Source organism: Butyrivibrio sp. WCD2001 (genome assembly GCF_000424485.1).
GTDB lineage: Bacteria > Bacillota > Clostridia > Lachnospirales > Lachnospiraceae > Butyrivibrio.
On sequence record NZ_AUJZ01000001.1, the window covers coordinates 675,602 to 688,948 of the forward strand.

9 protein-coding genes and 1 tRNA gene are annotated in these 13,347 nt (G+C 38.5%); 2 read left to right on the forward strand and 8 right to left on the reverse strand.

Annotated features, from left to right (window positions below):
* Positions 1-66 precede the first annotated feature (66 nt).
* From G630_RS0102865 to G630_RS0102890, 6 genes are all read right to left on the reverse strand, one after another.
* The gene (locus G630_RS0102865) at positions 67-1,050 is read right to left on the reverse strand and encodes an acyltransferase family protein (protein WP_196805734.1); all 984 of its coding nucleotides are present in this window, start codon (positions 1,048-1,050) and stop codon (positions 67-69) included.
* Positions 1,051-1,180: 130 nt separating this feature from the next.
* Complete coding sequence (locus G630_RS0102870; protein ID WP_026497695.1) at positions 1,181-2,575, reverse strand: MBOAT family O-acyltransferase; 1,395 nt, start codon at positions 2,573-2,575, stop codon at positions 1,181-1,183.
* 13 nt (positions 2,576-2,588) lie between these two features.
* Positions 2,589-3,596, reverse strand: a complete 1,008-nt coding sequence (locus tag G630_RS0102875) for a hypothetical protein (RefSeq protein WP_026497696.1) — start codon at positions 3,594-3,596, stop codon at positions 2,589-2,591.
* A 153-nt stretch (positions 3,597-3,749) separates the two neighbouring features.
* Positions 3,750-5,480 (reverse strand): LTA synthase family protein, encoded by a 1,731-nt coding sequence (locus G630_RS0102880; RefSeq protein WP_026497697.1) that lies wholly within the window; start codon positions 5,478-5,480, stop codon positions 3,750-3,752.
* A gap of 16 nt (positions 5,481-5,496) precedes the next feature.
* On the reverse strand, positions 5,497-6,075 hold the full coding sequence (locus G630_RS23290) for a VanZ family protein (protein WP_049946060.1): 579 nt from the start codon (positions 6,073-6,075) through the stop codon (positions 5,497-5,499).
* A 126-nt stretch (positions 6,076-6,201) separates the two neighbouring features.
* Positions 6,202-7,338, reverse strand: coding sequence for a GGDEF domain-containing protein (locus G630_RS0102890; RefSeq protein ID WP_026497698.1), 1,137 nt, complete (start codon positions 7,336-7,338; stop codon positions 6,202-6,204).
* 193 nt (positions 7,339-7,531) lie between these two features.
* Between G630_RS0102890 and G630_RS0102895 the strand changes: the two genes are divergently transcribed.
* Together G630_RS0102895 and G630_RS0102900 are read left to right on the forward strand one after the other, a co-directional pair.
* A tRNA-Met gene (locus tag G630_RS0102895) sits at positions 7,532-7,605 on the forward strand.
* Positions 7,606-7,708: 103 nt separating this feature from the next.
* The gene (locus G630_RS0102900) at positions 7,709-8,746 is read left to right on the forward strand and encodes a M42 family metallopeptidase (RefSeq protein WP_026497699.1); all 1,038 of its coding nucleotides are present in this window, start codon (positions 7,709-7,711) and stop codon (positions 8,744-8,746) included.
* A 112-nt stretch (positions 8,747-8,858) separates the two neighbouring features.
* Here the strand turns inward: G630_RS0102900 and G630_RS0102905 are convergent, their stop codons facing one another.
* Positions 8,859-11,321 carry a leucine-rich repeat protein gene (locus G630_RS0102905; RefSeq protein WP_026497700.1) on the reverse strand — a complete coding sequence of 821 codons (2,463 nt, stop codon included), beginning with the start codon at positions 11,319-11,321 and terminating at the stop codon, positions 8,859-8,861.
* Between the two features lie 244 nt (positions 11,322-11,565).
* Positions 11,566-13,335: an arginine--tRNA ligase gene (gene argS, locus G630_RS0102910; protein ID WP_026497701.1), complete on the reverse strand. Its 1,770-nt coding sequence runs from the start codon at positions 13,333-13,335 to the stop codon at positions 11,566-11,568.
* Between the last annotated feature and the right edge of the window lie 12 nt (positions 13,336-13,347).

The window sequence follows — 13,347 nt, forward strand, 5'->3', positions numbered from 1 at the left end:
ATATAATCCTCTTTCCAGAAATAACGTCCACAAAATGCATTTTTTTGCTTTTAGAATACGAAGGCATTATTTTCTTTGAAGTCGTTCCAACAACTTACTCAAATAATTGGCAAGTAAAATACTTAATATGGTTCCTAATATATATATCACTAATTGAACCAAATACGAATTTAATGGCAATATACCATACATTATCGGAGTCAGAATTCCAAGTACTTTCTCATGCACAAGATATAATTCCAATGTGATTCCACCAATAAAAGTGAAAAAAGCCGTGCAACATCTTATTATATTATTATTTTCCGCTTTAATCCTTGCGGCGATCCAGCAAATAAGTATCGAAAAAACAATAAATATAAACACAGTACGAATTATGAACCAGCTGTTTGCTACTTTCACCTTAAAAACGTAAAGGGATAATATACATGATAATGCCCCAAGTATTATTAAATATAACGCTGTTGAAAATTTAATCCCTCTGTTTCCTTCACTATTCTTTGCCAACCAAGATCCAATCAAAAAAGCCGGGAATCGTGTTCCAAGAAGCTCAAATACAACTTTAACAGGATAAGGAATTCTAATAATATGGAACAAAAACAATACTATTATGGCATACAGTAGTATTATCCATGCTTTTAAAATAGTTTCACTTTTTTCAACTATTGCAAAGATAAGCGGATATATAAGATATACCAGAATAATCGAAGCAATAAACCATTCATTCAGAGTATTATCGACATAGAATGATACAAGAGAATATGTCCATAAATATTCCTTAAGTGTTTTGCCCATTACACATATCGCATATAGGCTAAAAATAAGCAAAACTGTTAAATAAGGCGGAACCAGTCTCATTATTCTCTTCTTATAAAATGATATTGGATTGCTGTCTTTTTTCATTGAATAATAACAACCGAATCCCGATAACAAGAAAAAGATATCAACACCAACCTGGCATAGCATTTTTATACCGCTATTAACGTTGTGAAATCCCCATGGAAAATCCATATTATTATGGCTAATCACAATCAGTAAAATTGCAATTCCCATAAGCTCTTTACGATATTTAGATATATAATTATATTCCAAAGTCATAATTCTCGATTCCTACCTATTACAATATATTTATCCATATCTCATTACGTCTGCCTTGCGAACCCAATTATATATCTATAACTTATTAGAATTGAGCATAAATAAATGCCGTATTCCCAATATATGCAAAAATAAACGCAGCAATTATAAAGTAAATAAAAATCACTTTATTTCTCAGCAAACATAAATCAAGCGGTTTCACCGGATTATTCCCATTATTCTTTACTAACGCATATGTCTGAATAATAAGTGTAAGTATTAAAAAGATAATGCAAAAATCATTTATATAATTAACTCCAGCCGAAAAGCAAAAAGCTCTTCTCAATATGTAAAGCGCATCTGACATACTATTTGTTCTAAATGGAATCCACAATATGGTAACGCAAAAATAATTAACTATTATAGATAAGATTTTCGAAAAAGTAGTTTTTGTTTCTCCTTTTTTTGCTTTTCCAGTAATATCGCAGAACATTTTGTGTATTACTGATAAAAAAGCGTGCAATAATCCCCAAAAAACAAATGCCCAACTGGCGCCATGCCATAAGCCGCTTAAAAGCATTGTTACAAAAAGATTGAAATATGTCTTAAAACGTCCTTTTCTGCTTCCTCCAAGAGGAAAATATACATAATCTCTGAACCATGATGATAAGCTTATGTGCCATCTTCTCCAAAAATCAGAAGGATTTTCAGCCAAATAAGGAAGATTAAAGTTCTTCCCAAGCTCAAATCCCATAGTGGTTGCTACACCTATAGCCATATCTGAATAACCAGAAAAGTCAAAATATATTTGCAAAGAATACGCAATTATTGCAAATATAATACTTACACTATTGTAAGCTGCCGGAGTAGCATATACTGCATCCACAGCAACAGCTAAATGATCTGCGATCACTACCTTTTTAAACGCACCAATACAAAAAAGCTGCAATCCGTCCCCTATATTATTCCAACAAAAAACTCGTTCCTTTTTAAGCTGAGGAAGAAAATAATTCGCTTTAACAATAGGTCCAGATGTAATCTGTGGAAAAAAACCTATATATAGAAGTACATTTACCAGGTCTTCTTCGGCATCTATTTTTTTCATATATATATCAGCAATATAGCTGATTGATTGAAATATATAGAACGATATACCCAGTGGTAAAATTATATTAAGTGCAGTATAGTCATTGCCCGCCAACTTAAAAATACTTCCAACAAAAAAATTGTAATACTTAAAAATTCCCAATGTGATTACATCTATCAAAACACCAGTTATAAGAAATACTCTATTTCCTGTTTCATATATCTTTTTCCCCAAAAACCACATTGTTATGGATATGCCAAATAGTAACGCCAATAACCGAATATCCGCCATTGCGTAGAAAAAATAACTTGCCAGAAGCAGAATAACATTCTGCTTTTTATAATCCCTGAATGCATATAACAATATGTGCAGGATAAGAAAAAAACAAGCAAATTCTATACTAAGAAAACTCATTGCAAAAACTCCTTTATTCCATTATCTTAAGTAATTCTTCCGCTATCATCCTATGTCCCTCCTTATTGAGGTGGCCCTCTGCGATAGTTGTATTTGAAAAGCCAGTCGATACTACCCAGTTATTCTCATATTCCTCACGGAATTTGTCACTCATATCTACTACTGCAATATCGTATTTTTCACAAATCTCTTTGAATATACCATCTGTTTCAGCAGTCTTAATTGTCATTCCTCCGTCTTCATTAAGCTCAACATTTGGATGATAAAGAATTATTATTTCCTTATCAAATAAAGAAGTCATCATATCAAAATCTTTATCCAGAGCATCTCTGTATTCATCGATATCCACTTCTTTATTATTTTTTGTCTCTGATTCACCGTGTATTTTCTTGATAGAAGCAAGCTGATTTTCTGCATTATACAGCAGAGGTGAATACTGTTTTACATATTTTTTCATTTTATCCATAAGTGATAGTGTATCAAATATATTCTCTCCCAATTGCGATTGATCAAATTCTCTCTGTTCATATGCAGACTTTAAGAGATCCACATCAAATGAAGTTGTAGCGATTTCAATAATTATTTTTTCAGCATCAGGGAACTCCTCTGTAAGAGCTTTAAATCCATTTATAATATACGGCAAATAATAGCCATCTTCGGAAACATTATATACATAAACCTCGTCTTTATATCCCAGCCATTCATTGAGCAAATCGGTATATCTTTCTCCATCATCAACTTCTTTACCTTGTGTATGCGATGCCCCAACGGCTATTACATAATGATCTGCAAGCTTATCACTATTATTTACATATCCTCTTGAATCACTTTTATGACATCCCTTTCCCTCAGTCATCTTTATAATATAGGAATTGGGTGTATATATGCCGGTTGTAGCACCCTTCGTTCTTTCTATCCATCCTGGACGACTATTATAAAAAAACAGAACCGTGTTCATAATAAGTCCTGCTATTAGTGCGGCTATAATCCATTGAATCAGTTGTTTTACATATTTTTTCATACATTTTTCCTTCCAACTATAATAGAAAAATCAACTCAAAAATTTTACATTATATTTTCTCAGCCTTCAAGTACATAAATAGAAGCACATTCAGGATGCTAAAAAGGCGTGGGCATAGTGCCCGCGCCTTCTCTTGTTATAGCAAATGATTTTTCATTTATTTGTTAATCTATGGTACTCCGCATAGAGATATTTATTCCACTTGTCCTCTATCTCAGGATGTTCCCAAATATCATTGATATTTCCATCAGTTCCAACATATTGCCCTACAGTAGACCTGCCTGGCATGTTTTCATGCAGATCAAGTATCTGTTTGTAATAGTCATCAAGCTCTATTCCTGCCGAATAAAGAACCGACGGAATAAGGTCTATCATACTGGAATAATCAGTAAACATTTTAGTGTCAATCTGGTAGTTGGACCAAACTAGGTAAGGAACCGTTCTGTCATTTATGTCCTTTTCCTGCGCTGAAACATTTTCCTGTCCGAGCTGGGTGGAATAAGAAAACGTATGATCTCCCACCATGCATATGATCACAGGTCTCTCAACCGCTGAAAAATAATCAGTCAGCTCTTTAAATGCATGAGCAGAAAGTGCCAAACTGGACTCATACTCATCAATTATGTCATTGGAAACCTCATATTCTCCCAATGAGTGGATCGTATCCATCTCCGGAGGATTTTGCTCGTACCCGCCATGATTCTGGTATGTAAGCAGATACATAAACTTCGGATTATCAGATGTTTCATTATAGACTCTGATTATGTCCTTATAGTTATCTTCATCAAGCCAGTCTCTGTTTCCGTTCTTGTTGTGATATTCATATTGATCAGGCCCAAGATAAACATGGTCAAATCCCATAGCCGGATATGCTATCTTTCGGTTGTAGTTTTCCTTTGAAAAACAATGAAAAGCGTAGGTGGAATAATTATTTTTCTCCAGATAAGAAACCACTGAATCATTATGCTTCTCAAAGTTAATATAGTTAAACGGTGCACCAACTGAAAGTAAAGCGGTCGAATTGGAAGTAAGCAGCTCATATTCAGATGTATTTGTGCCGCCTCCGGCATTCGGAACCAGGCAATAGCCCATGTTCAGGTTCTCTATGGAGTTAAGTTCATCCAAAGGATCCTTATCTGTTTGTACATCACTGTATTTTGTGATATCGCTGAACGCCTCATTCAGGATTACTATTATATCCGGATTGGTATCTGACACGTTATCATCAAAACCCTCGACATTAACAGGAACAAGTTTTACATTATACCCATCGGGCTTACTAAAATGATTGACACAGTATATGCTGTCAGTTATCAGATATGAGCAATATCCGCGCTGTTCTATAATAAAAAATGGTGCCCAGCTCATATTATTATTTGCGATCTTATAGGATAAGCACGCATAGGCCACAAAAAATGCAAGGAATAACAGCTTGGGCAGCATATAAAGTTTTCCTTCAGAATATGTTTCTATATGCTTCTTCGGAAAAAGTATCACTACCGCCAGATTTATTATAAAAATAAGCGCAATAAGCAGAACTCTTAAGTCTATTGTTAAATTATAATTATCTATAACCGTAACAGCTGTTTTAAAGTTTTTAAAAAGGCTTGCACAAAGCGCACTGCCATGTAATTGCAAAACAAAATGTGATATGGTACTCCAGATAAAAGCAGCTGCTGAAATAACTATTAATGTAAGCTTTTTCTTTACCAGATTAAATATAAGAATATTAATCAAAAAGCAAATCATTATGTTATGAGCCCAGTATTTGTTTATATCAAAGTTTTTAGACGCGCCAAGAAACAATTCTAGATATGTAATCGCACTAAAAGCACCAAGCCAAACATATATAAGAACAAATGAAATTTTCGATGTTTTTTCCATTAACTACTCCACCTCGTTAACTATTTTTATTTTTCGGTCTGAATACCACGCATAGCGCAGCCATAATCACAGCGCCGATAAATGTTCCGGTCGTATTTGTTACAATATCGGTAGCTTCGAACATTCCCGTCGCAGTATGGAGCTGTGTACATTCTATGAAAAGACTGGTAAATGCGCCAATAATTGTAGTAATTATGATCCTAATTATGGGGCTTTTTTTACTAAAAAACGGATAGATTATCATCCCCCATGGAATAAACAGGATAGTGTTAAGCGTACTAAACGCAGCACTCCATTTGGAGACTATTCCGCTTAAGGAAAAGCCTGTGTCAACATTAAGATGAACTATCCCCGGCCTCATCCCGATAGGGCGTCTGAAAATGGTCATGGTCAATATAACCCCCAGATATACTACCATCAGGTAAACATGCAGCAATTTTCCAAACGTGATTTTCTTCTTAAAAAGAAGAATCAAGCCGGGAACAAAAACTATGCAGGTCTCAACAATCAGCAACATCATCTGGTTTTCAAGACTAACCCCCTGGAATTCCCTTTCAAGTATATTATTAATAATTTGTATTCTATAGTCTGACATTATGATATTCCTTTATTACAAAGTAAAAAAGAGAAATACCTTAAATGGCATTTCTCCTGTAATTGCCTTCTTTGAAATATACCACAAAATGGGAATATCCTCAAATCGCGGTGAAAATGATACTTCCTACCTCTTGCGCCTGTTATTCTTCTTATAGTACTCCTCTTTGTCAGCATACATATGCTTATCAATTTCGCTGATCAGATCGATGTTCTCATCGGTGCTTAGGTCGATGATATCTCCACCGATGGCCGCAGACAATTTATAAGTTTTTTTTGACGCGTCGTTGTAATCTTCTATAGCATCAGCAATAAATTCTTTATAATCAGCGATTGAATGTGTTGCTGTTTTATCCAGAATTACGATAAACTCATCTCCTGCAAAGCGGATAACAACGCCGTTATTCATTACTACCTGGTTCAGAATATCTGCCATGGCTATGAGCGCGTTGTCGCCTTCCGTATGAGAATAGTTGTCGTTTATCTGCTTAAATCCGTTCATATCAAGCATTAAGGCCGAAAGTTTTTCTCCGCGTTTTTTTGCTGCATTCACTATTCCATTAAGATAAAAACGGTTAAACGCACCTGTCAGTTTGTCCAGGTAGATATTCTCATTTTGAAGGCTCAGTGCTATGCAGCACACAGACACACCCACACACGGCCAGATCAAAGATACTCCGTACAATGCCGTCTGCACCAGCATACCAACCGCAATAGGAACAAGAAACTGCCAGGTCGGGAAAAAGCTGAGGATTCTGCCTCTTCGCTTCGCCGCAAAGTATTCATACAATCCATAAAGCAGGAAAAAGGCCTCAACTATTATGTACACGCCATAAAAAGAGAGCCTTCGATAGCAATTGTTTTCATCAATCAGGAACACAAGAGGTTTAAATAGATTTATAAGAAGAAGCAGTATCTCACTTAGACACAATGAATATACAATCAGCCTCTGTCTACAGGACTGGCTTTCGTTGATATGTCTGACAATTATAGTTATATATGCCGGTCCTATAACGGCATTTAAGAAAAACAGGAACGAATTACCGATATACAAAAAAATGCGAACAAATGTCCCAGGCTTTCCATCAAAATAGAAAACCAGTGGATCAACGATACAGCCGGATATAACAGAAAAAATCATCACAAGAAGTATCAGACTTTCGGAATTCTTGTTCTGAATTCGCCATCCACGGCTGAGCAGGATCACTGCCATTACCAAAAGTCCAACTATATTGGACGAATAAATTGAAACAAGATTAATCATGTCTTTATGGTATTTTAGAGAAAATCCAAAGTCAATTAACTCACTATTAAAAAAGCGATATAAAAGTATTATAATTACCTTTATAGAGCTCCAAAAATTCTTTGAAAAAAATTTAAAATTATTGTTGACATTACCTTTGGGGAGCGATATACTATCCTAGTCGGTCGGCAAGAGACGACAACAAAATGAATATGGCGAGATAGCTCAGTTGGCTAGAGCACGCGGTTCATACCCGCGGTGTCGAGGGTTCGAATCCCCCTCTCGCTATGTAGAATAAGACATAAGTCAGTGACCTATGTCTTATTTTTTATGCTATTATATCTTAGTGACCACCAGTCACAATTTTATCAAAACAAGGAAGGTTTATCTTATGAGCTACGAATTAAATGAAAAACGATATCTTGAAGAGCTTGAAAAGGAGCTGGCTATTGATTCCGTCACAGGTCAGTACCACGAGCTTCAGGATTATCTTATAAAGGAAATTGAGGCGCTCGGCTTCAAAACCACTACCCTTCACAAGGGCGGCATTTTAGCTGAAATCGGCGGCGAAGGGAATCCGCTCCTTATCACCGCTCACGGCGATACAATCGGAATGATGGTTCGCCACATCAATGATGATGGCACAATTAAGGTATACAAGGTTGGCGGTCTCTACGCATATCATACCGAGCGTGAGAATGTGCGTATTCATACAAGAAGCGGAAATGTTATAACAGGCTGCGTCCAGAGAAAGAATGCTTCAGTTCACGTCACAGAAGACGAATTAAACAAAGAAGTTGCAAGCTTTGATACCAATTCTTTTGTAGTTCTTGATGAGGATGTCAAGAGCGCTGATGACGTCAGAAAGCTTGGTATAGAAACTGGTGATTATGTAGCTGTTGAACCCAGATTCACATATGCCAATGGCTATATCAAATCACACTTCATTGATGATAAGGCACTTGTCGCACTTATTATGGAACTGCTCCACGATGTTAAGGATGGCAAAATAACATTAAATCGTAAGGTTTATGCGTTCATTCCCTTCTATGAAGAGATCGGACACGGCGGATCCTGCATTCCTAACGATGTTAAGGATTTCCTTGCTTTGGATATCGCGTGCATCGGACCTGAGCAGACCAGCTCTGAGCGCAAGGTTTCAGTATTCTGCATGGATAGTAGATTCCCTTATAATCTTGACATGATAAAAGAGCTTGAGGAAGCCGGCAGAAAATCCGGTGCTGACTATGTCCCCGATATTTTCACTCCACACTATGGAACAGACGCTGATCCGGCACTTGTGGCAGGCTTCGATATAAGGCACGCTGCAATTGGTCCCGGCACCAGAGCAAGTCATGGCTATGAGAGAACTCATATTGATGGAATTAAGAATACATATAGGCTGCTTGCTGAATACGTAGCAATGTAAGAAAATACGCCTCCCCTCATCCGGCACTTCGTGCCACCTTCCCCCGGTGGGGGAAGGCTTTAAACGAGTGAAGGCGCTATTTGTGCCATCTATGATATTTGTATTATTCGTGTTACTTTTGTGTAACCTTCTGTGATTTTCCTGAAACACCTCTTGCTTTAAGGATTTTCTTGTAAGCTTTGAGCTTGCTCTTAGGAACCTGTATCTTAGCCTTTTTGTTGATCTTTTTAAAGGCGTTCGTACCTATTGTTTTCTTCGTAAGGAACAGTGTCTTAATTTTAACATTTTTAAGCTTCTTGCAGCCATAGAAAGCGTTCTGACCAATCTTCTCTACATTCTCACCGATAATAGCCGTCTTGAGGCTCTTATTGCCATAAAATGCATTATCCGTTATCTCGGTTACTCTGTATTCGTTACCATCGATTACTATGGATAGAGGAATTGTAATGCTGCCGGCAGCCTCTGATCTGGCCTTTATGAATTTTACCGTAAGGTCTGCGTCATCATTTGAAGTCACCTCATAGGTGTTACCCTGGCAGATGACCTTATCTCCAATGTTGTGGCGGTAAGCTGTATTTACTACAACTACCGGCTGATTTACCTCTTCTGTTACCGCAGCATTTCCGGATGATACCTCAGCAGAAGCATTATCTTCCTTTTTATATTTCTCCTCAATTCTGTCAAAAATATCGGAAACACCGGTCTTCTCAGCTATATCCTCTACCTTCTTTTCAGCGTCATCCTCATCGTTCTTTTTGTCATCTGAAGACTTGTCATCACCATTGTGAAGCTTGTCATCAATCTTTTCCGAGATATCCTTCTCTTTATCTGCTACGGAACTCTTCTTTATTCTGAAAGTCTTAACTGTTTTTCCGAAATAATTGGGATTAACAGCAGTAACAATAACCTCGGCAACTCCGGGATCAACGTTATCCTTATATTCAACGGTATAGTCATCCTTATCAAGCACTATATCGCCGTTCTTTACAGTAACCTCCGGAGTCTTCTCCTCACCGTCGTAGATATAAGAATCCTCGCTCAGTGCCACCATAGTAGGAAGCAGTTCTTTCTTAGTTATTTGGAAATTATTGGCAATCTCCTTCTGCTGCTCTCTGCCGTCCTCATCCTTGTATTTTATAACTGCTGCGGCAGTGTACTCGCCAATTTCATGGATATCGGTTTCGTTTAGTTCATTTCCCTCTCTGTCTCTGTATATGACATCACTTACTTCTATCTCTTCAGGAAGGTTCTCGGGCTTTTGAATATCAACTTTAAGTGCCTCGCCATAGTCTCTGTTTACTGCAGTTATAGATATTGTGTAACTTTCAGAGCAGTCAAGACACTTTATTGTAGCGTTGTCATCACCTGCGCCAAGGTACTCAGCTTCCCAGGAGTGAGTATGCTCATCAGCTTTAAACTCAAAATACTTCGGAGTGTTTGCATAGTCGGTCTCTGTATCGCCACCGATTTTCTCACATACCAGATATGCAAACTTGAAATCATTGTAATTCTCAGGGAGATTAAACGTTCCGGTCACATAGTTGTTTATGTCCTTACCGTTTCCGGACTGCTTTGAGCTTGCAACGTCAACCGGTATATATGCAAAATCGGAAGCATTACTTATTGTCAGCCCTTCTTCGTATCTCTTCTTTAAAAGGATCACCGAAAATGAAACCTCATCATCATCCTCTGTATGAGGGAATTTAAAACTTATTTCCTCAGTATCACCATCGACATGTCCTCTTATGTCAGACGGAGTTTGCATCGCACGATCGATAACTGTAAGTTTATACTCGTTGTCTGTTCCCGCAACTAATGATGAAAAGAGTATGGATTCTTTTTTAAGGTTAAACGCGGGGCTTACACCTTCAGATTCGTTCGCCGATCTGGAGCCAATTATTCCAAGACTATCAACTCTGTAAAGTCTTTTATTTAATAATTTTGTTCCTTCTTTCCCAAGTCGAAGCCACCAGTCATCCTTTCTTCCGGTAGTAATATTCTTTTTTATTCTATTAAAATCCTCTGCCTGGTTCTTATATCCATAGCTTGTATTCGTTACCTCTTTGGGATCAAGTACAAATATCTTTGTCTCCTTTAGCTGCGCAAAACCGCCGTCAACTCCTTCTCCATCTGAAGATGATCTTCTTTCTTTTCTGCTAAAAGCTATTGCATCCTTCTCAGCATCGGTAAAAACATTCGCATCAAGGAATCCCTGATCGTTAAGGTCCTCAATCAGGCCTGCAGAAGTACCGGGCATCAAGTGATAGAGAACGTTGTCGCAATCAAGAAGCATTGTGTTTTTACTTACTTTTTTATAATCACTGAAATCACTGCAATCTATATCAAGTACTCGATATTTTACGCTCTTATCATCATACTGGCCGTAGTAGACATAATTCCACTCTCCGCCACCGTTTACGGGATTCTCGATAGCTCCTGTCCCAAGGCCGGTTATGGTTTTAACTTCTCCCTGCGCCTTTGCTGTCATCGGATTATAAAAAACTGCTCCAATAGAAGCCACCACCAAAAGCGTCAGTGAAAAAGATATCATTTTCTTAAGCATTGCAAACTTCATCAGTTGTTCCTCCATCTATAACTAAACAACAAAAATATATGTATATATAAATAAGCGTGCTGTATTAGTATAAGACATAAAAAAGCCGCCAAGCCTACGGATTATGAACCAAATGGTTCATAATTCGTACTTGACGACTTTAAGGTTCCATGAAGCTGCGAGTATATAAGGCTTTAAAACTCGCTCTGCGCAATTAAGTTTCCACTTAAAAAATGACCAATATTCATTTTTAAGTGTATATGGTTTACATCCTATCCGGTGCACTAAAGCCAAGTAAATCTATTCCTGTCTCGAGCACCTTAAGTGTTACATTAAGGAGTGCGATGTATCCGCTCTTCTTCTCTTCATCAGGCTCAGTGAGGATCTTGGTTGAGTGGTAGAAGCTGTTAAGCGCATTTGACAACTCGTAGATATATGCACAAACTCTGTTGGGCATGAGATCTCTTGCTGCGCTCTCCACTGCATCCGTAAATCTTGTGAGAAGAAGCATCAAGTTCTTTTCATCAGCGGACTCTGCATTTCTAAGGAGTGCTTCCTTAACATTACCGCCCTCGTTCTCATACTTTGAAAGGATAGACTTGATACGTACCATTGTGTAAAGGATGTACGGACCGGTGTCTCCCTCGAAGGATGTGAACTTGTCGATATCGAAAATGTAATCCTTTGAAGGCTGGTTTGAAAGATCTCCGTATTTGATGGCTGCAAGAGCTACCTTGTGAGCTGTATCTTTTGCCTCGGTGTCATCGATTTCCTGGTTGCCTTCCTTGATGCGGTTATACATCTGCTCATCGATTTCTGCGATAAGCTTCTCAAGACGCATAACTCCGCCCTCTCTTGTCTTGAAGGGCTTGCCGTCCTTGCCGTTCATGGTGCCGAATCCTACAAAGTGAAGCTCTGTCTCGGGAAGAACAAGCTTAGTCTTTCTAGCGCAGCGGAAAACCTGTGTAAAGTAGAGTTCCTGGCGCTTATCTACCACGTAGATGAGGCCTTCTGGCTTGAACTCCTCCATGCGCTGCTGAATAGTAGCAAGGTCTGTTGTATTGTAAAGTGAAGCTCCGTCTGACTTAAGGATCATGCAGGGCGGAATCTCCTTGGCGTCTGTCTCCTCAGCAACATCAACAACGAGAGCTCCCTGGCTCTCATGAGCATAGCCGTGCTGCTTCATGTAATCAACCATTCCCGGGATTACTTCGTGAACGTCGGATTCACCTCTCCAGAGATCGAAATCCACATTGAGGTTCTTGTAATTTTTCTTAAGATCATTTACAGACACATTCATGATGTGGTGCCAAAGCGCACGATAACCATTATCGCCGTCCTGAAGAAGCTTTGTTGCCTCCATTGCCTCAGCCTTGAAAGCTTCATCCTCCTTGGACTTAGCGCTGGCTGCAGGATAAATCTCCTCAAGCTCACCGATAGTGAAAGGCGCTTCCTTCGGGTACTGTCCGGTGTGGTTTTTATCAAAATAAGGAAGATCGGGCTGACGATGCTTAAGCTCTGTGATAATGAGGCCCATCTGAAGTCCCCAGTCACCGAGGTGAATGTCGCCTGTTACCTTGTAGCCTGCGTACTTGAGAATTCTCTTAAGGCTCTCACCGATAACTGCTGAGCGAAGGTGTCCTACATGGAGCGGCTTTGCAACGTTCGGTCCGCCGTAGTCGATCATGAAATTAGGCGCATGAAGAGGAGTCTTGATTCCAAAGTGATGCTCATGGAGCATTTTCACAATATAGCCTCTTACGAAATCCTCGCTAACCTTGAGATTCAGGAATCCGGGCTTAACTGATTCTACAGATGAAAAGATCTCGCTTCCCTGAAGCTTTTCAGCAACCGCATCCGCAATCATGAAAGGTGCTTTGCCATATTTCTTGGCGCCTGCCATTGCTCCGTTGCACTGATATTCACAGAGGTCAGGTCTGTTGGAAAGAGTAACCTTTCCAAGCTCTGCATCAAAACCGGCTGCCTCAAATGCAGCGGAAACTTCTTTTGAAATTAACTCTAAGATTTTTTCCAAGATAATCTTCCT